Source organism: Rhizobium sp. IBUN (assembly GCF_000510625.1).
GTDB lineage: Bacteria > Pseudomonadota > Alphaproteobacteria > Rhizobiales > Rhizobiaceae > Rhizobium > Rhizobium altiplani.
The window spans coordinates 183,682-203,177 of the sequence record NZ_AZNV01000006.1 but is presented as its reverse complement, the minus strand read 5'-3'; the positions used below and the strand labels follow the sequence as shown (position 1 = coordinate 203,177).

Annotated in this window: 17 protein-coding genes and 1 pseudogene; 10 read left to right on the top strand and 8 right to left on the bottom strand. The window is 59.9% G+C overall.

All coding sequences use genetic code 11. The features are described from left to right. Positions 1-216: pseudogene (locus RHIBUN_RS36775) on the top strand (LysR family transcriptional regulator); the annotation flags it as partial. A gap of 174 nt (positions 217-390) precedes the next feature. On the opposite strand, the gene RHIBUN_RS0108730 reads toward RHIBUN_RS36775, so the two are convergent. The 5 genes from RHIBUN_RS0108730 to RHIBUN_RS0108710 are packed head-to-tail and all read right to left on the bottom strand — an operon-like array spanning position 391 to position 4,944. Continuing rightward, positions 391-1,248, bottom strand: coding sequence for a transporter substrate-binding domain-containing protein (locus RHIBUN_RS0108730; RefSeq protein ID WP_025659291.1), 858 nt, complete (start codon positions 1,246-1,248; stop codon positions 391-393). A 36-nt stretch (positions 1,249-1,284) separates the two neighbouring features. After that, positions 1,285-2,067, bottom strand: a complete 783-nt coding sequence (locus tag RHIBUN_RS0108725) for an ATP-binding cassette domain-containing protein (protein WP_025659290.1) — start codon at positions 2,065-2,067, stop codon at positions 1,285-1,287. Beyond that, complete coding sequence (locus RHIBUN_RS0108720; protein WP_025659289.1) at positions 2,064-2,804, bottom strand: ABC transporter permease; 741 nt, start codon at positions 2,802-2,804, stop codon at positions 2,064-2,066. Before RHIBUN_RS0108720 ends, RHIBUN_RS0108725 begins: the two co-directional genes overlap by 4 nt. Next, positions 2,804-3,523, bottom strand: a complete 720-nt coding sequence (locus RHIBUN_RS0108715) for an ABC transporter permease subunit (RefSeq protein WP_025659288.1) — start codon at positions 3,521-3,523, stop codon at positions 2,804-2,806. The genes RHIBUN_RS0108720 and RHIBUN_RS0108715 overlap by 1 nt, the downstream gene beginning before the upstream one ends. Then, a complete protein-coding gene (locus RHIBUN_RS0108710) occupies positions 3,520-4,944 on the bottom strand; it encodes a M20 family metallopeptidase (protein ID WP_025659287.1) in 1,425 nt (474 codons plus the stop codon). Before RHIBUN_RS0108710 ends, RHIBUN_RS0108715 begins: the two co-directional genes overlap by 4 nt. Before the next feature lie 174 nt (positions 4,945-5,118). On the opposite strand from RHIBUN_RS0108710, the gene RHIBUN_RS0108705 reads away from it, so the two are divergent. Continuing rightward, positions 5,119-5,754, top strand: coding sequence for a GntR family transcriptional regulator (locus RHIBUN_RS0108705; RefSeq protein ID WP_025659286.1), 636 nt, complete (start codon positions 5,119-5,121; stop codon positions 5,752-5,754). 207 nt (positions 5,755-5,961) lie between these two features. On the opposite strand, the gene RHIBUN_RS0108700 is transcribed toward RHIBUN_RS0108705, so the two are convergent. After that, the gene (locus RHIBUN_RS0108700) at positions 5,962-7,170 is read right to left on the bottom strand and encodes an MFS transporter (protein ID WP_025659285.1); all 1,209 of its coding nucleotides are present in this window, start codon (positions 7,168-7,170) and stop codon (positions 5,962-5,964) included. 59 nt (positions 7,171-7,229) lie between these two features. Next, positions 7,230-8,219 carry an AraC family transcriptional regulator gene (locus tag RHIBUN_RS0108695; RefSeq protein WP_025659284.1) on the bottom strand — a complete coding sequence of 330 codons (990 nt, stop codon included), beginning with the start codon at positions 8,217-8,219 and terminating at the stop codon, positions 7,230-7,232. Positions 8,220-8,434: 215 nt separating this feature from the next. Between RHIBUN_RS0108695 and RHIBUN_RS0108690 the strand changes: the two genes are divergently transcribed. Then, positions 8,435-10,471, top strand: coding sequence for an ABC transporter ATP-binding protein/permease (locus RHIBUN_RS0108690; protein WP_025659283.1), 2,037 nt, complete (start codon positions 8,435-8,437; stop codon positions 10,469-10,471). Between the two features lie 46 nt (positions 10,472-10,517). Here the strand turns inward: RHIBUN_RS0108690 and RHIBUN_RS33200 are convergent, their stop codons facing one another. Beyond that, on the bottom strand, positions 10,518-11,417 hold the full coding sequence (locus RHIBUN_RS33200) for a LysR family transcriptional regulator (protein ID WP_037215294.1): 900 nt from the start codon (positions 11,415-11,417) through the stop codon (positions 10,518-10,520). A 117-nt stretch (positions 11,418-11,534) separates the two neighbouring features. Between RHIBUN_RS33200 and RHIBUN_RS0108680 the strand changes: the two genes are divergently transcribed. The 7 genes from RHIBUN_RS0108680 to RHIBUN_RS0108650 all read left to right on the top strand — a co-directional run bounded on the left by RHIBUN_RS0108680 (position 11,535) and on the right by RHIBUN_RS0108650 (position 19,278). Continuing rightward, positions 11,535-12,467, top strand: a complete 933-nt coding sequence (locus RHIBUN_RS0108680) for a VOC family protein (RefSeq protein WP_025659282.1) — start codon at positions 11,535-11,537, stop codon at positions 12,465-12,467. 208 nt (positions 12,468-12,675) lie between these two features. Then, positions 12,676-13,587 carry an AraC family transcriptional regulator gene (locus RHIBUN_RS0108675; protein ID WP_025659281.1) on the top strand — a complete coding sequence of 304 codons (912 nt, stop codon included), beginning with the start codon at positions 12,676-12,678 and terminating at the stop codon, positions 13,585-13,587. Positions 13,588-14,000: 413 nt separating this feature from the next. Beyond that, positions 14,001-14,693 carry a hydrolase gene (locus RHIBUN_RS0108670; RefSeq protein WP_025659280.1) on the top strand — a complete coding sequence of 231 codons (693 nt, stop codon included), beginning with the start codon at positions 14,001-14,003 and terminating at the stop codon, positions 14,691-14,693. An 86-nt stretch (positions 14,694-14,779) separates the two neighbouring features. Beyond that, positions 14,780-15,067: a XapX domain-containing protein gene (locus RHIBUN_RS0108665; RefSeq protein WP_025659279.1), complete on the top strand. Its 288-nt coding sequence runs from the start codon at positions 14,780-14,782 to the stop codon at positions 15,065-15,067. Between the two features lie 99 nt (positions 15,068-15,166). Continuing rightward, the gene (locus tag RHIBUN_RS0108660) at positions 15,167-17,044 is read left to right on the top strand and encodes an amidohydrolase (RefSeq protein ID WP_025659278.1); all 1,878 of its coding nucleotides are present in this window, start codon (positions 15,167-15,169) and stop codon (positions 17,042-17,044) included. Positions 17,045-17,242: 198 nt separating this feature from the next. Continuing rightward, entirely contained in the window at positions 17,243-17,683 is a 441-nt protein-coding gene (locus RHIBUN_RS0108655; RefSeq protein WP_025659277.1) for a DoxX family protein, read from the top strand. Continuing rightward, on the top strand, positions 17,680-19,278 hold the full coding sequence (locus RHIBUN_RS0108650; RefSeq protein ID WP_025659276.1) for an MFS transporter: 1,599 nt from the start codon (positions 17,680-17,682) through the stop codon (positions 19,276-19,278). Before RHIBUN_RS0108655 ends, RHIBUN_RS0108650 begins: the two co-directional genes overlap by 4 nt. Positions 19,279-19,496 lie beyond the last annotated feature (218 nt).

Genomic DNA, 19,496 nt, shown 5'->3' with positions numbered 1-19,496 from the left:
GACACCTATGCGCTGGTGTCGCTGGTCTCTGCCGGGCTTGGCATCGGCTTTGCGCCGGAATGGACGCTTGATCTTCCCAATCGCGGCTTTGAACTGAAGAAGGTAAGCGGGATCGACTTTAGGATCGGGCTTGGCATTGCCTGGAACAAGGAAGACCCAACCGCTGGGCGCGATGATATTGTCGACATCGCGCGGTCGCTGGCAAGACGCGGGTAGGCCGGCGATCGGTTGCAAGGACAATGACTGATTGCGAGTTCGGCTAGAAACAGAATATGCGGTCGTGTGGCAGTCGGTCCCACGTTTCAACCCCTGCCATGACGCTGAGTTTTAAGCTCCGATGTCACGACCCGGCAGGGAGTCCCGCCGGGCCGACCGTTCTGAAGGCCCCACTCACTTCGGCGTAACGTCGAAGCCGAACCACTTTTCTGAAAGCGTCTTGATCGTGCCGTCGGCCTTGGCGGCCTCGATGGCGTCGTTGAACATCGCCTTCAGCTCGGTGTCGGACTTGCGCAGGCCAACAGAGCTGCCGCGACCGAGGAAGCCGCCTTGGAATCGCGGTCCGGCAGTCGTCATGTCCTCGTTGCCCGGCTTTGCCGAGGCCGTCGTCAAATAGGCCATGGACGCCATCACCAGATCGACGCGGCCGGCCTTGAGGTCGAGATCATGTTCTTCCGTCGTCTTGTATTCGCGAACCTCGACGACGCCCTTCAAATACTTGTCGACAAAGGTCGCCGCGGTCGAAGCGGTCTGAACGCCGATGATCTTGCCCTGCAGGGCAGGCTTGATCTTTTCGATCTCGGCCGCTGCCCCGGCCTCGTCGCTTGCAAGCGAGAAGACCTGGCCCTTTTCTGGCAGGTTTGCGAGGTCGCCTTCCTTGGCGGTCGCGAACGCCTGGCCGGTGGAACCGTAGGAATTGCTGAAGGCGATGACTTCCTCGCGCTTGGCGGTCGCCGACATGCCGGAAATAATGGCGTCGAACTTGCCGGCATTGAGCGCCGGGATCATGCCGTCGAAGTTCTGCACGACGATCTTGCACTCGACCTTCATATGGTCGCAGAGATACTTTGTCAGCTCGATTTCATAGCCGTCGAGCGAACCGTCGGGCTTGGTGAAATTATAGGGCTTGAAGGCACCTTCGGTGGCGATCGTCACGGTCGTCCACTTCTTCTCTTCGGCGTGTGCAACACCGGCGGCGGCGACAAGCGCCGTTGCGGCTGCTGTCAAAAAAGCCCGCGAAAGAATTGTCATGTTTTGCTCCCCTTTTGTTGGTTTGGGTTGAGAGATTTACTTGCTGATGAACTGACGGAAACGGTCCGAGCGCGAACTGGCGAACACCTCCTGCGGCTTGCCGTCTTCCTCGACGCGGCCCTGATGCAGGAAGACGACACGGCTTGAGACGTCGCGGGCAAAGCCCATCTCGTGGGTGACGACCAGCATCGTGCGGCCTTCCTCGGCGAGCGCACGCATGACGCGCAGAACCTCGCCGACGAGCTCGGGATCGAGCGCGGAAGTCGGCTCGTCGAAGAGCATGACCTTCGGCCGCATGGCGAGCGCCCGTGCGATCGCGGCCCGCTGCTGCTGGCCGCCAGATAGGTGGGCCGGATAGAAATTGCGCTTCTCGGCAATGCCGACCTTGGCAAGCAGCGCTTCGGCTTCCTCGACGCATTCCGCCCGGGACCGACCGAGTACATGAACCGGCGCCTCGATGACATTCTCGAGTACGGTCTTGTGGGTCCAGAGATTGAAGCTTTGGAACACCATGCCGAGCTGAGAGCGGATGCGATCGACCTGGCTGCGGTCGGCCGGACGGCTGCCGTTCCTGGTATCGGGCACCATTCGGATCGTTTCGCCGGCAACCGTCACTTCGCCGGAGTTTGGCGTCTCAAGCAGGTTGATGCATCGCAGGAAGGTAGACTTTCCGGAGCCGGACGAGCCCAGGATAGAGACCACATCACCTTCATGTGCATCGAGCGAAATGCCTTTCAGCACCTCGACGGGACCGAAGCTCTTGTGCAAGTCCTTGACGCTGAGCGCGATAGGGGAAGGGGAGGCGTTCGCCGCTGTCATCGGGCGTCTCCTTCAAGTGCGGGAGCAGCCGGGACTGCCGGGTGGTGGGGAACGGGCTGGCGCAGGTGCGGGCTCAGGCAGTATTCGACGAGATGGACGAGGCGCGTCAGCAGGAAGTTGATCGCAAGATAGATCGCGCCGGCGACGATGAAGACCTCGATCGCCCGATAGGACTCCGAGATGATACGCGCCGCAACACCAGTCACTTCCATCAGTGTGATGATCGAGGCAAGCGAGGTTGCCTTGACCATCGCGATCATCTCGTTGCTATAGCCCGGCAAGGCCTGGCGGATCGCCAGCGGCAGGATGATGCGGCGGAACTGCATGAGCCGCGGCATGCCGCAGGCTCGTGCTGCCTCAATCTGGCCGAACGGAACCGAGAGCAGACCACCACGGATGATTTCGCTTGCATAGGCCGCAGTGTTCATCGTCAGCGCCAATACCGCACACCAGTAGGCGTCGCGGAGAAACGGCCAGAAAATGCTGTGACGCACGGCCGGAAACTGGCCGAGGCCGTAGTAGATCAGGAAGATCTGTACGAGCAGCGGCGTGCCACGGAAGACGAAGACATAACTCCGCGCGAACCATTCAAGGGGCGCAATGCCGGAGAGACGGCAAAGCGCGATCGCAAGCGCCAGCATCGCCCCAAGCACGATCGAGGTTGCGGCAAGCTCGATCGTCAGCGGGATTGCCGAGACCAGGCTGACGAATGTCTCGAAGAGAAACGACCAGTCCATTAGCCCCTCCTCACGCCGCGCGAGAAGTGCCTTTCGGCACCGCGTAGAAAGAGACCTGAGCCTGTCGAGATGATCAGGTAGATCGCGCCCGCGATGACGTAGAAATCGAAGGGCAGGCCAGTCGATCCGGCGGCCACCTGCGTCTGGCGCAGGAGCTCGGCGACGCCTGTTATCGACACCAGGGCTGATTCCTTCAGCACAACCTGCCACACATTACCAAGCCCCGGAAGGGCATGGCGAAGGGTGAGCGGTGCGATGATCCGCCGGAAGCGCAGGGTCCTGCCCATGCCGCAGGCAATCGCCGCCTCGATCTCGCCGTGATGCACGGCCCTGAAGGCACCGCGGAAAACTTCGGTGAACTGCGCGCCCGAAGTGACGCCGACCGCAAGCGAACCAGCGAGGAAACCGGGGAAACCGAGGAAGCCCTCCGCTCCGAACAGTCGGCCGATGGCGGTGACGGCCGCGCTGCCACCGAAATAGAAGAGATAGATGACGAGAAGATCCGGAATGCCACGCAGGACGGTCGTGTAGGTATCGGCGGCGATGCGAATTCCCCGTCCGCCTGATAATTTCGCCCAGGCGCCAAACGAACCGATGACTGCGCCGATCGAGTAGCCGGCAAGGGCAATCAGAACAGTCATCCACGCGCCGGCAAGCAGCGCCTTGCCCCAACCGTCACCGCCGAAGCTTACGAGCTCGAGGATTCCGGGCTGGTTCATGATGCCTGCCTTTCGGGAAGCGGTGGCTCGACGTCCTCGGGGATCGGATTGACGAACGGTGACCCATCGAGGCGCGCCTGAAGGTCCGCCTTGGCCGCCTTAATCAGCGCCGGATTGGAAATCAGCGCGATGGCGGTGCTCGCCATGACCTTCGCGGCATGCTCCGTGCCCTTGTGGGCCGCCGGAAGCTTGCCTTGCGCGACGAGCTGCCAGGAGTGGCCGGGCGTGCCGATCGCATAGGTGGCGCCGCGCATCTGCACTGTCGGGACGACCCAGCTGACGCTGCCAACATCGGTGGAACCGACGATCGTGCTGTCGCCGGCATAGAGAGGGAAGATCTCCTCGCAGAGCGGCTGGTCCTTTTTCGGCTTCAAGCCGAAACGGGCATAGGAGGAGGCGATGTCCTCGGCACTCATCGTCGCCTGGAACTTGCGCGCGGTGTCGCGGTCGGCATCGTCGAAGACCGGTGGTCCGAGACGCTGGAGATTTGCAAACATCAGTTCCTCGAGCGGCACATTGCCGACGAGGTTGGCGTCACCGCTGATCACTTCGCTTCGCACCGACGTCTCGGTCATCAAGGCTGCGCCCTCAGCCACCTTCTTGACACGGGCGACAAGCGACAGGAGCTCGGGCAGGTTGCGGGCACGGATAAGGTAACGCACCGTCGCTCTGGCCTGTACTACGTTCGGTGCCGAGCCGCCTGTGTCGGTCACGGCATAGTGGATGCGTGCCGTCGACGGCATGTGCTCGCGCATATAGTTGACGCCGACATTCATCAGTTCCACGGCATCTAGGGCGCTTCGGCCGAGATGCGGCGTGGCCGAAGCATGTGAGGCGCGGCCGCTAAAGTGGAAATTGATCTCGTTGCAGGCGAGCGATACCGGATTGTTCACTCCAGCAAAGGCAGCCGGGTGCCAGCAAATGGCGATGTCGACATCATCGAAGACGCCGGCGCGGACCATGAAGCCCTTGGATGAGCCGCCCTCTTCGGCAGGGCAACCATAGTAGCGGATACGGCCCTTGACGCCATTTGTTTCGAGGAAGTCCTTGACGGCGGCAGCCGCAAGCATGGAACCGGCCCCGAGCATGTTGTGGCCGCAGCCATGGCCATTGCCGTTCGCGAGCGCCTCGCGCTTTTCAGCCAGTCCAGCGACCTGGCTGAGGCCGGGAAGCGCGTCGAACTCGCCGAGGATGGCAATCACGGGTCCATCTTCGCCAGCTTCGCCCATGACGGCTGTCGGCAAGCCCGCGATGCCGCGCTCGACGCGAAAACCTTCGGTTTCGAGCTGCCGCGCATGCTCTTCGGCAGAGCGATATTCCTCATAGTTCGTTTCCGGCATATCCCAGACGCGGTCGCTGAGCGCAAAAAAGGCTTCACGCTTTGCTTCGACGATGTCCCACACGGTTTCGGTGTTTTTCATGGCTTTAAAACCGGCTTCATTTCGCATAGTATCCAAAATTGGCGCCAATTTATGGTACAAATTTTATTTGTGCAATCCGTGTGCATGAATAAATTTTGTACAACCTCAAGCGGTTCTTACGCCTACAGAATCCGCGATTGGCGTGTTATCGGTGGTTAAAAACGGGGAGATCGCATGGCAGATGTCGTGATGGAAGAAAAAGCGGAAGCGCCCGGTACGCGCGACGTGACAGACTTTATCCTGCAGGACATTCTGGCCGGCATTCTGCCTCCTGGGACGTGGTTGAAGCAGATTGACCTCGAGCGTCGATACAATTGTACACGCCCCGAAGTGCGCCGTGCGCTCGATCGCCTGGCGCAGAAACGGCTAGTCGAGCACGTGCAGAACCGCGGCTATCACGTCTACGAGCCGGACGGCCGCCGGGCGCGGGAGGTCAGCGAAATTCGCGTCATTCTCGAAACGGCCATTGCTGGAACGATCGTCCAGAACGCCACGGCAGAGAATGTCAGCACTCTCAGGAAGCTTGCCGAGCACTTCGATCAAATGGCGCTGAACGGCACGATGCTGGAGCTCTATGAAGCAAATCTTGCGTTTCACCGCCAGCTGCTTGTGCTCGGCGGCAATCTGGAACTCGTCGATCTCATCACCGAGATCCGCCAGAGAACCTCGTCCGCGCCGGTGTCCCAATGGCGCACGCGTGCCCGCATCGAACAGTCGGGCCGGGAGCATCACTTGATGATTGATGCAATCGGTGCTGGTGAGACCGAACGGCTGAAGGATCTCATGCGGCAGCACATTCGTCAAAACTGAGGGTAGGGCACCCGACAAGCCCAAAGTTGACGATGCTATCCTGATGCCCCCTCTGCATTGCTTGATATGAATTCGCTCGTTCGGCACTGCGACCACAAAGGCCGCCGACGATCGCCGGGCGGCCCCATATCCAGAGCGAGGCAAGAGCGCCACTCTCTCACAGCAACTTCGGTCCGATTGCCTCGCTTCACAACGCGGAAGCAAGGATCAGCTGCGAGGCTGCGTCGACACCAAGGCGACCGTAGACGCAGCGAGTACCGCGGTAAGGGTCAAGGGCCCAACAGCGCCATAGTGGTCGACGATATAGCCGCCGAAAACCGCGCCGATACTGATGGCGACCTGAAAAGAGACAACCATCAGGCTGCCTGCCGCCTCCAGAGCGTCGGGTGCCCCGCGGGAAAGATTGGTGGGCAGAACCACCGGCGCCATGCCGAAGGCGAAGCCCCAAAGCGTGACGAGGGCGAACGCAATACCGCTATGAGCGCCCCAGAGTACCAAAGAGAGTGCAGCAAACGCCATCAAAGCTGCGGTGACAGCGAGTGCCAGGCGGATGCTGGCGTCGGCCATTCTGCCACCAGCGACATTGCCGATGACCGAAGCGATGCCAAATCCAAGCAACGCCACGGCGATCGATCTGGTTTCAAGGAGCGTCACCTGTTCGAGGAAGGGACGAACGTAAACCGAGCCAGCAAAATGGCCTGTCATGAGCAACAGGATAGCAAGCATGCCCAGTTGAATCCCACGCCGCCGCGTCAGCCTGAAAACATCAGCGAGACTGTTGCTCGTACTTGCAGGCAGTGTTGGCAAGCTAAGTGCCTGTAGAAGCATTGCAAGCGCGGCAAGCCCCGCTGTCATGACCATGGCAATGCGCCATCCCAGCCAGTCGCTGATCAAGGCACCCAACGATGGTGCAGCTATTGTCGCGAGCGACACGCCAAGGGTGACGATAGCCATGCCCCGGCCCGTCGCATTGGCGCCGACCAGCCTAGCGACGACGGCAACTGAGAGGGCCCAGAAACCGCTAAGTGCGATGCCCAATCCAGCCCGGCCCAACAACAACAGCCAAAAATCGGTCGCTAACGCTGCAAGTATATTGGAGCCGATCGCCAATGCACTGAGACTGACCAGCACCGTCTTGCGGTTCAATCTGCCGATGAGCACATTGCTCAAAAGAGCGGTGACCGCACCAACCGAAGCGGTGGCGGTGACGACCTGACCGGCTGTTCCTTCGGTGATCCCGAGATCGCGCGCCAATGGCGTCAACAGACCCGCCGGCAGGAACTCAGCCGATACCAGCGCAAAGCTGGTGGCCGCCATCGAAAGTACGGCAAACCAGGTCGCCGGGCTCCACGTGGATGGCGCGGCGGTATCCAGGTCAATTGCTGCGACGTCAAGCTGCGATGTTGTGTCCGTCATCCCGTGTATCTCCTTAGGTTGGAGATGTCATAAACGAACTGTTCGGGATGATATGTACCTTAGAATCCGAAATCCATGTCTATTCGTCCGGAATTGGTGCGGCGCACAACGCCCGGTGACACCCTCGTGATACGCTTGAAGGCGCGAGCAAAGGATGCCTCAGACTCATAGCCTAAACGGGAAGCAACCTCGGCAACCGACAGGCCGCTTTGCCCCAACAACTCGCGCGCAAGCTGCATGCGCAGACGGGCGAGATAGTGTGCTGCGCCCTCTCCCAAAATAGCGCTGAAGCGCTCGGCAAAGATCGAGCGCGACTGGCCTGCCACGCCGGCAAGGCTTTCAAGGGTCCAGTTATGGCCGGGGTCTCGATGCATGGCTGCCAACACGCGACCGATGTGAGGATCGCGAATGGCGGCGAGCCAGCCCGTCGTCGATGCTCCGCTGCAATTGACCCAGCAGCGGATAAGCCGGGCGGCGAGCAAGTCCGCCATTCGCGACAAGACGGTTGCGCTCCCCATTTGGGGCTGCGTCGCCTCCGCCGACATAGCTGCCAGCAGGGGGCCAACGACAGCGTCATTGCCGGCCACATCGCAGCCCTTGATGATCGGTGGCATCAGAGCGATCAGGGGGTTGAGCGCATGCGCACCCAAAGCCATGGAGCCGCAGAAGAGGGTGCTCGTCGCACCCGTTCCTTCGCGGACCACTTCGCAAACGTTGCTTCCAACCTTCGTTATCTGACAGCCTTTAAGCGAGTCGCCCTCAACATCTGGTGCGCTGGCCAATCGATGTTCGATGCCTTGCGGCAGAAGGACCAGATCGCCATCGTTCAACTGTTGCCATCCATCGGGTGCGGTATAGATCCAGCACGGACCCTGGCTGACAAAATGAAAACGAAGCAGTTGGTTTTGTGGAAAGGCGATGCTCCACGGATGTCTGAGTTCGCAGCGGCCATAGTTGACCCCGCTCAAGCGAAAGTCTTGCAGGACTTCGCTTAGCGCATCCATTGGAATATTTGATGGCGACAACGGTTGAGACGAATGGTCAAGCATTTAGCCAATCTAGGTCTCGAGCGTCCAGCATTCAAGCAGGGTGGCCATGCACAATTGGTTTTCCTGCACTGTTCCTGTTCCTGATTTCAAATATACGCGGCCCTGCAGGGTCGCGGCTAAATCCAAGCGCCGCGACAATAAATAAAAGCGGCTTTATCCAACCACATGGATTGAAGGGCCAAGAAACCTTTCTGCTCTCAGTCCGTTATCGCGTGATGGTGGACAGAAATGTGAATTCGAAATCGGTCGATCGGACCAATCCCTCCAATGGCGACATCCGCGCAAACGAGCCAACCAACGCCGAGGTTGAGCCGCCGCCGGAGATTGTTGAGCCAGACCCCAAGTGGACGCCTGAGGAGGTCGAAAGGGCGCGGAAGAAATATCTGCTCAAGCGCTTCTGGATCAGCGCGATGCGTTATTGGGGACGCCGAGGCGACAAGCTGGCCTGGCCATGCTCGATCGGGCTGTTGATCCTCATTGGTGGTAACGTCGGCTTCCAGTACGGCATAAACGTCTGGAACCGCTCCATCTTCGACGCGATAGAACAGCGCAACGCAAGCGCCGTCTATTTTCTAAGCGGAGTGTTCCTGCCGCTCGTGATTGGAAGTGTTGGCCTCGTCACGACGCAGGTCGCCGTCCGGATGATGATCCAACGCCGTTGGCGCTCGTGGCTTACGACGTCGGTGATCGGGCGGTGGCTCGCAAATGGCCGCTACTATCAATTGAACCTCATCGGCGGCGACCACAGCAATCCGGAGGCGCGTATTGCGGAGGATCTACGGATCGCTACTGAAGCTCCCGTCGATTTCGTCGCGGGCGTCATCGCTGCATTTCTGTCGGCCTCGACCTTCATCATGGTGCTCTGGACGATCGGTGGGGCGCTGACCCTTACTGTTGCAGGTTCGACTATCACCATTCCCGGCTTCCTCGTCGTTACTGCGGTAATCTACGCCGGGATAACCTCCAGTTCGATGGCCCTCATCGGCCGCAACTTTGTTCAGGTCTCCGAGGCCAAGAACCAGGCGGAGGCCGAGTTTCGCTATACTCTGACGCACGTAAGGGAGAATGGGGAGAGTATTGCACTGCTCGGAGGCGAGGAGGAGGAGCGAAACGACCTCGACAGGACGTTCATCAAGGTGCTCGGCCAATGGGCGCTTCTTGCACGCCAGCATATGCGCACGACCCTCGTGTCCCAGGGATCGAGCCTGTTTGCGCCGGTCGTACCGGTTCTGCTTTGCGCTCCGAAATTTCTCGATGGCAGCATGACGCTTGGCGAAGTCATGCAGGCGGCGTCCGCCTTCGCCATCGTGCAGAGCGCGTTTGGATGGCTGGTCGACAACTACCCGCGCCTTGCGGATTGGAACGCATGTGCACGGCGCATCGCATCGCTGATGATGTCTCTTGACGGACTTGAACGTGCCGAACAGAGCGAAGCCTTGGGGCGCATCAAGCGCGGAGAAACCGAAGGTGAGGTGGTGCTCAGCCTGAATGATCTGGCAGTGTCGCTCGACGACGGCACTGCCGTCGTCAAGGAGACACAGGTGACCATCGAGCCAGGCGAACGGGTGCTCGTTGCTGGAGAGTCGGGATCGGGAAAGAGCACGCTGGTGAGGGCGATAGCCGGGCTCTGGCCGTGGGGGCACGGCAGTGTCAACTTTCATGCCGACCGACAGCTTTTCATGCTGCCGCAACGGCCATACATCCCGTCCGGGACGCTACGCAGGGCGGTCGCATATCCGCGTGGCGCCGAGGACTGGACGCTCGACGAAATCAAGGGTGCGCTGGAGAAATCAGGGCTCGACTATCTGAACGACAAGATCGGGGAGGAGGCACCATGGGACCAGACGCTCTCGGGCGGGGAAAAGCAACGGCTCGCGTTCGCGCGACTTCTGCTGCACGATCCCGACATCATCGTTCTGGATGAAGCGACCTCGGCACTCGACGCGAAGAGCCAGGACAAGATGATGGAGATGCTGATCGACGAGTTGCCGAACGCCACCATTGTCAGCGTTGCGCACCGCGCCGAACTGGAGGCCTTCCATAGCCGCAAGATAACCTTGGAACGGCGCCATGGCGGTGCGAAGCTGGTCAGCGACATCGACCTTCTTCAGGGAAAGAAAAAGCGCAAGAGCTTTTTGCGTCTATTGGAGAAGCACAACCGAGAGGTCGCGCCGGATCCATCAGCGCGCCTCTGCCAAAGAGCAGTCTATGAAGCCAAGCCACGTTCAATTACGCCAGGTCAGGGCTCCTAAGAGCTTTCCCCGTCGTCAATCATACCTTGAAACTCCAAATTCGATACTAGCCGAGCAGCGTCATTTGCGAGGCCACTTGCTCCTCGAAAAATTTGGAAAAGGTAGCAATGCGCGGTGGCAGCGCCTGATAGGGCGGGTAATAGAGCGTTAGCCACAGGTCGGGCGGCGCCCAGCCCTGGAACACGTGCACAAGGCGGCCGCTTCGCAGATGCTCGGCAATATTAAATCCGGGCAGCATCGCGACGCCGGTCCCATCGGCAGCCATGTCGGCCAGCACTTCACCATTGTTGGCACAGAAGGAGCGCCCCGCCGAGATCGTCATGCTCGATCCGCCGTCCGAAAGCACCCAGGTCTCTCTTCGGCTCTCGCCGCTATAGGCAAGGCAATCGTCTGGCGTGAGCTCGCCCGGGTGCTGCATGGTCACGTATCGGCTTCCCGGCGCTGCCACGAGAATACGAGGAACGACGCGAATCTTGCGCCAGATGGTGAACTTGTCGGACGGTTGGGAGGATATGCGGATTGCCAGGTCATAGTCGTCATCGACGATATTCACGAGCCCGTCCGACAGCGAAATCTCGAAGCTTATCCTTGGATAACGCTCCCTGAAGCCCGACAGTATCGGCGGCAGCACAGTTTTGCCGAACCAGGTCGGCGCGCTGATCCGCAACCGCCCTTCATCGGCCTTGTGAGCATTCATCACCTCCTTGCGCGCATCTTCCAGCATCGCGATCGCCGGCTGTATCTGGGCGGCAAACACAGCACCGTCAGTCGTCAGCGACACCTGCCTCGTGGTACGCACGAAAAGTTGGAGGCCGAGATCGGCCTCCAGTGCGGCAATCGCTCGGGTCACCGCCGCGGGGGTCATGTCGAGTTCGCGTGCGACCTGGGCGAAGTTGCGCTTCTCGGCCGCCAAGAGGAATGTTTTCAGGGCTTTATAGTCGTTCATCTCGATTATTTCAAAAATAGCAATTCAATCGGAAGTAATATTGCAATTCCGGGGACTGATCAACCGACATACATCTTGGGCATCAAACAGACAACGCCCAAGAGAAAGGCCAGGAACATGATCAAGGATATCACGGGACTGCATCACGTCACATCGATGGCGTCGGATGCCCGCCAGAACAACCAATTCTTCACCGACACGCTCGGCCTTCGCCGCGTCAAGCAGACCGTGAATTTCGACGACCCGAGTGTTTACCACCTCTATTATGGCGATGAGAACGGTTCGGCCGGAACAGTCATGACTTACTTCCCCTTCGAGCACATGATGCGTGGTCGGGCCGGTGTCGGCGAAGTTGGCGAAACCCAGTTCTCCGTACCGAAGGGCTCGCTTGCCTTCTGGCGTGAGCGCCTTGACGCACAGAATGTTGGCGGCCTGCAGGAAGACACGGTCTTCGGCGCCAGGCGTCTGCGCTTCAACGGCCCGGACGGCGACGGTTTTGCGCTCATCGAGACGGCCGATGACGCCAGACCGGCCTGGACTGGCGGCGATGTCTCGCAGGAGGCTGCGATCCGAGGTTTTTCCGGGGCTCGCCTCAACCTGCGTGACACGGCTGCGACGGAAGAACTGCTGAGCTTCATGGGCTACGAGCGGACCGGCAAGGAAGGGGATGTTACCCGCTTTATCATGCCCGACGGAAATGGTGCCGACACAATCGATCTCGCCGCCTTGCCAGAAACGCCCTTTGCTCGCCAGGGCGCCGGATCGGTCCATCATATCGCGTTTGCCGTCGAAAATCGCCAAAAGCAGATCGAAGTGCGCAAGGCGCTAATGGATACGGGCTATCAGGTAACCCCTGTCATCGACCGCGACTACTTCTGGGCCATCTATTTTCGCACGCCGGGTGGGGTGTTGTTCGAGATTGCCACCAATGAACCTGGCTTTAATCGTGATGAGGACACCGCGCATCTCGGCGAAGCACTGAAATTGCCGACCCGCTACGAGCCGTTCCGTGATAAGATCGAAGCCAATCTCCAGCCGCTGGCTGCCTGACGGAATCCTTGGTGGCGGACACCCACAATTCCCGCGCCGCAGGACTAACCCCCTGCGGCGCTTCACGATTTTGTGTTCTGGGGATTGCCGCAAACCTGTCTTGAAGAGGCAAGGCGCCGCCCGTAAACGAACTTTCGGCTCACCAGGCGAGTCGTGAGCCGCGGCATCGAGATGCCGTGCCGAATGCTTCGAACGGAAGGTTGCTGACTTGGGACTCATCTCTATCGATCACATCAAACCCGCCCAGTCGAAGCCAACGGACAGTTTCGGCTGCCCGTTCGACAAGCTCTACAAGGACCAGTCGATTGTGGGGGCCGATATCGTCTTTTTCCGCAAGGGTAGTCGCGACGGCCATCTGCAGCAGATCGAGGCCGAGGCCAGCAATCGCGGTTTTGTCGTAGGCGTATCCACCACCGGAAGGCATACCCGGCGTGTCTTCTATGGGCACCACGCGACCAATCATGCCTTCGACCGGGACGCGATCTACATCCGAGACCTGTCCGACCATTACAAGGCTGACCTCGGCGGCGCTTTCGACTTTCTGCTCCTTCAAATTTCGCCGGCGTCGCTCGAACGGATAGCAGAGGAGGCCGAGCTAGCTGGAGTGAATTCGCTCACTGCGGAAACGGCGTCGAAGGACGTCGTGCTTTCCAACCTTGCCCGCGTGCTGATGCCCGCGCTGGAAAGCCCCGAAACAGCGCCGCAATTATTTGTCGACCAGATGGCGACCGCAATCGGCAGCTACCTCGTGCAGCGCTATGGCAAGAGATCGAGCCCCTTGGCGCTCCGCTCCAGAAAGCTGTCGCGCGTTCAGGAGAAGCGGGCCAAGAGCCTTCTCCTCGACAACCTTGATGGCGAGATATCTGTCCTCGACGTCGCCAAAGCATTCAACCTTTCGCGCGGCTACTTCATTCAAGCCTTCCGCGAGACGATGGGCATGACGCCTTACCAGTGGCTTCTCAACGAACGGGTTTCGCGTGCTCGAGAACTCTTGCGCACGCCCGATATACCGCTGTCGGAAGTCGCAATCTCATGCGGCTTTGCCGACCAGAGCCATTTCACTCGTGTTTTCACCAATCTTGTCGGCACGACGCCTGGAAGCTGGCGGCGCAGTTGCTGAGGACCACGCCTGGGCAGCAGCGATTTCCAGGTTTTGATCGAGCGCAAGTGCATTTCGTCCAATCGACCTGACTTTTGGACAAGACCCGTCTCGACAATTGAGCGATTTGTCACCCCCTTAAAACTAGGGTTTTTTCGGTGAGCACCCGCAATCTGGAAAGGGCTTTCATCGCGTAGATTATTGCATTTGGAGCAATTCAATCGGAATTAATATTGCAATTCCGCCGCACACCAAACCGATCTAGGTTCCATTTCAGCAGCCAAGACGAACGAAAAGAGATGGGCCGCTAACACCGATTAACCGGCTCCGGCCACGCAAGAGCACTCTGAAGGCCACCCTGCGCCGACCAGAAAAGTGCTTCACAGTTCAACCCGCCGCATCAGCGGTTCAAGCAGACGGAAGAGGAACCTGAAATGTCCAAGAAGCTCGAAGTCCTGACCCCGAAGAACAGCCAGCTCATCTTCATCGACCAGCAGCCGCAGATGGCGTTCGGTGTCCAGTCGATGGATCGCCAGGTACTGAAGAACAATGTTGTCGGCCTCGCCAAGGCTGCCAAGATCTTCAACATCCCGACGACCATCACCACCGTCGAGACGCTGTCCTTTTCCGGCCACACCTTTCCTGAACTCCTCGCCGTCTTCCCTGACAACGACATCCTCGAACGTACCTCGATGAACTCCTGGGATGACCAGAACGTTCGCGATGCCTTGGCCAAGAACGCCGCCGAAGGACGCAAGAAGATCGTCGTTTCCGGCCTGTGGACGGAAGTCTGCAACACCACCTTCGCGCTGTCTGCGATGCACGACATGCCCGACTACGAGATCTACATGGTGGCCGACGCTTCCGGCGGCACGTCTTCCGAGGCCCACAAATACGCGATGGACCGAATGGTCCAGGCCGGCGTGGTCCCGGTGACCTGGCAGCAGGTCTTGCTCGAATGGCAGCGCGACTGGGCTCACCGCGAGACCTATGACGGGGTCACCTCGCTGGCCAAGGAGCATTCCGGCGCCTACGGCATGGGCATCGACTATGCCTACACGATGGTCCACGACGTAGACGAACGCGTCACCCACGGCAAGCGCATCGGCCCGAACCCGGCCAAATAAGTCCGCCATCCAACCCAATCGGCCCGCTTCGGCAGCATGAAAGGATGTCTTGCCGAAGCGGCGCCTCCATCGTCGAGGACGCTGCGATGAAACTCTATCTTCTTTCCCTGGGCGCCGGTCTTCTGGTCGGCATTGTCTACAGCCTGCTCAATGTCCGCTCTCCGGCTCCCCCGGTGGTCGCCCTGGTCGGCCTGCTTGGCATCCTGGTTGGCGAACAGCTCATTCCCTTCGCAAGAACGCTGATCGCCAAGGAGCCCGCGGCAGTGTCGTGGATCAACCAGATCAAGCCGCACATGTTCGGCCATATGCCGAAAGGCGACGTCCGCAATGACATCGTCGTGTCTCGCCAAGCTCAGACGAAGTCTGATAGCTGAGGCCGCAAGAGGAGATTCGCTTGCGATGGGGCCGATGCCCAGTTACCCCGGCGCAAAGCGTTGAAATCAATCTTAATAGTGAAGCCAGGAGCATATCTCATGTTCGCCGACCTCATCCTGCACCACGGTTTGATCACCACGCTCGACCGTTCGAAACCGAATGCCACTGCCGTCGCGATCAAGGACGGTACCTTTCTGGAGGTTGGCATCGATGCCGAAATCATGGCTTTCGCCGGCCCCGACACCAGGATCGTCGATCTCAAGGGCAAGCGTGTCCTGCCGGGCCTGATCGATAACCACACCCACGTCGTGCGTGGCGGCCTGAACTTCAACATGGAACTGCGCTGGGATGGCGTTCGCTCGCTTGCCGATGCCATGGACATGCTGAAGCGCCAGGTGGCCGTGACACCCGCCCCGCAATGGGTGCGCGTTGTCGGCGGCTTTACCGAACATCAGTTCGTCGAAAAGCGCCTGCCCACGATCGAGGAGATCAATGCGATTGCGCCCGACACGCCTGTCTTCCTGCTGCATCTTTATGACCGGGCACTGCTGAATGGTGCAGCCCTTCGTGCCGTCGGCTACACAAAGGACACACCGAACCCGCCAGGCGGCGAGATTACCCGCGACGCCAATGGCAACCCTACCGGCATGCTTCTCGCCAAGCCGAACGCCGGCATTCTCTATTCGACGCTGGCCAAGGGCCCAAAACTGCCCTTCGACTACCAGGTCAATTCCACCCGCCACTTCATGCGCGAACTGAACCGGCTCGGCATCACCGGCGTCATCGATGCTGGCGGCGGTTTCCAGAACTATCCCGATGACTACGAAGTCATCCAGAAACTGTCGGACGAAAACCAGCTCACTGTCCGCCTCGCCTACAACCTCTTCACCCAGAAGCCCAAGCAGGAAAAGGAGGACTTCCTCAACTGGACGTCCTCGGTCAAATACAAGCAGGGCAATGATTATTTCCGCCACAACGGCGCCGGCGAGATGCTGGTCTTTTCGGCAGCCGATTTTGAGGATTTTCGCCAGCCGCGACCAGACATGGCGCCGGAAATGGAAGGCGAGCTCGAAGAGGTCGTTCGGGTGCTGGCTCAGAACCGCTGGCCCTGGCGTCTGCACGCCACTTATGACGAAACCATCTCGCGCGCGCTCGACGTCTTCGAGAAGGTCGACAAGGATATTCCGCTCGAAGGCCTGAACTGGTTCTTCGACCATGCCGAAACGATCTCGGAGCGCTCGATCGACCGCATCGCAGCACTTGGCGGCGGCATCGCCACCCAGCATCGCATGGCCTTTCAGGGTGAATATTTCGTGGAGCGCTATGGCCACGGCGTCGCTGAAGCCACCCCGCCGATCCGCCGCATGCTCGACAAAGGCGTCAACGTCTCGGCCGGCACCGATGCAACGCGCGTCGCCTCCTACAACCCCTGGGTTTCGCTTGCCTGGATGGTCACCGGCAAGACAGTCGGCGGCATGCAGCTTTATCCACGTGCCAACTGCCTAGACCGCGAAACGGCCCTCAGAATGTGGACAGAAAAGGTGACCTGGTTCTCCAACGAGGAAGGCAAGAAGGGTCGCATCGAAAAGGGCCAGTTCGCCGATCTCGTCGTGCCGGACAAGGACTTCTTCTCCTGCGCCGAGGACGAGATCTCCTTCCTGACATCGGATCTCACCATGGTCGGCGGCAAGGTCGTCTATGGCGCCGGCGACTTCAAGGCGCTCGACGAAAGCGACGTGCCTCCAGCCATGCCCGACTGGTCGCCGGTCAGAAAGTTTGGCGGTTATGCCGCCTGGGGCGAACCGGAAGGCGCTGGTCGCCACTCGCTGCGCCGCACCGCGATCGCTTCGTGCGGCTGCGCCAACGACTGCGGTGTCCACGGCCATGACCATGCCGGCGCCTGGACTTCGAAGCTGCCGATCGCCGACCTGAGGGGCTTCTTTGGCGCGCTTGGTTGCTCCTGCTGGGCCGTCTAAGACCCGTGACGACCACAGGCGTCTAGCGCGGGCAGCGTATCACCGCTGCCCCATTCCCACCTTCCACTTAATTGCAAAATTCGCAATTAATACGAAATTATTGATGCAATTGTTGGCGGCAATAATTCCAGCCAATATCGCTCCAACAGCCATACAGAGCGCCGTTTCTTACGACCGGCCACATTCAAAGGAGCAGACATGACTGACAAAGCATCATTCAAAAAAGAGCGGAGCGCGCTCGCAGCAGTCGTCACCGCTCCCACCACGCGCACGGTTGCGCTTCTGGCGCTTTGCGCGGCCTATATCCAGGGACCGCTTTTCAAGATCGCAGATTTCAATGGCGCGATCGCCGAGATGGACCATTTCGGCCTGCATCCGGCGCCTTTCTTTGCCGTGGCTGTGATCGCCTTTGAGCTCACCGCTTCCGCAATGGTGGTCTCGGGCCTGCTGCGTTGGGCAGGGGCATTGGCATTGTCCGGGTTTACACTTCTCGCAACCCTCGTGGCGCTGCGTTTCTGGGAACTCGCCCCTGGTATGGAGAGGATGATGGCAACGAATGCCTTCTTCGAACATCTGGGCCTGACTGGCGCCTTCGTTCTCGTCGCCGCCGTTGATCTCACCAAAGGAGCAGCCAAATGAGCCCCGCACGGTCCTCAGGGGGCAGTTTCGCCCCACTCGCTCAACCTGTCTTCGCAGTTCTGTGGACCGCCACAGTGCTTGGCAACACAGGGAGTTTCATGCGCGATGTCGCAAGCTCCTGGCTGATGACGGACCTCTCGGCCTCGCCAGCTGCCGTGGCGCTGGTTCAGGCGGCCGGCACATTGCCGATCTTCCTTCTCGCCATTCCGGCCGGCGTGCTGACCGACATCCTCGATCGCCGCAAGTTCCTGATCGCCGTGCAATTCCTGCTCGCCTCAGTCAGCATCACGCTGATGGTTCTGGCACACACCGGAATGCTTTCTGTCAGCGCCCTGATCGGACTTACCTTCCTCGGCGGCATTGGTGCTGCGCTGATGGGCCCCACCTGGCAGGCGATCGTGCCGGAACTGGTAAAGCGGGAGGATGTAAAGAGCGCCGTCGCCCTCAATTCGCTCGGCATCAACATTGCCCGCTCGATAGGACCTGCTGCTGGTGGCCTGCTTCTGGCAGCTTTTGGGGCTGGCATTACTTATGGCGCCGATGTCGCAAGCTATTTCGTTGTCATCGCTGCCCTCGTCTGGTGGCCACGAGCAAAGAATGCCGATGACGCGCTCGCCGAGGGCTTCCTTGGCGCCTTCCGTGCCGGTCTTCGTTATACCCGCGCCAGCCGTCCGCTGCATGTCGTGCTTCTGCGCGCGGCAATCTTCTTCGCCTTCGCCAGCGCCGTCTGGGCACTACTGCCGCTCGTCGCCAGGCAATTGCTTGGCGGAGATGCCGGCTTCTACGGAATTCTGCTTGGTGCGGTCGGTGCCGGTGCCATCGGCGGTGCGCTCGTCATGCCGAAGTTGCGTGAACGCTTCGACGCCGATCGACTGCTTCTCGGCGCCGCAGTCGTTACTGCTCTCGTTATGGCAGCGCTCTCGCTCGCCCCGCCGCAATGGGTCGCCATCATCGTCCTGCTTTTCCTCGGGGGCGCATGGATCACCGCGCTGACGACTCTCAACGGCGCGGCCCAGGCAATCCTGCCCAACTGGGTGCGAGGCCGTGGCCTTGCCGTCTATCTGACCGTCTTCAACGGCGCGATGACGGCCGGCAGCATCGGCTGGGGCACAGTCGGTGAGGTTGCCGGCGTACCCGGTACACTGCTGATCGGCGCTGCGGGCCTGTTGGTCGCTGGTATCATCATGCATCGCATCAAACTGCCGGCCGGCGATGCTGATCTCGTGGCCTCAAACCATTGGCCAGAACCGCTGGTCGCAGAACCGGTCGCCCATGACCGTGGCCCAGTCCTGATCCTCATCGAGTACCAGGTGGAAAAACATCACCGCACGGCCTTCCTTCGTGCAATCGACGAACTCTCCGAGGAACGTCGCCGCGATGGCGCCTACGGCTGGGGCATCACCGAGGATTCGGCCAATCCTCAAAAGATTGTCGAATGGTTCATGGTGGAGTCCTGGGCCGAGCATCTGCGCCAGCACAAGCGTGTGTCGCAAGCAGATGCGGACCTGCAGAGCAAGGTTCTGACGTATCATTCAGGCCCGGAAAGACCAGTCGTCCGACATTTCCTGACGATCAACCGTCCGGGGGCTGCCTGATTCTTCTCAATGGGTGGCGGGAGTAGTTGCCCGCCGATAATTTCAATATGCGCAATTAAATCTGAATTATTGATGCAATTGTTGATGGCCATGTTCTTCGACAATATCCGTCCATCAGACACCCGTCGCGCACCACATCCGACGGAAACCGGAGCCGAAATGACCGATAACCTCTTCCCGCTTACGCGCCGCGCTGCCCTCGTCACTGGAGCTGCCGC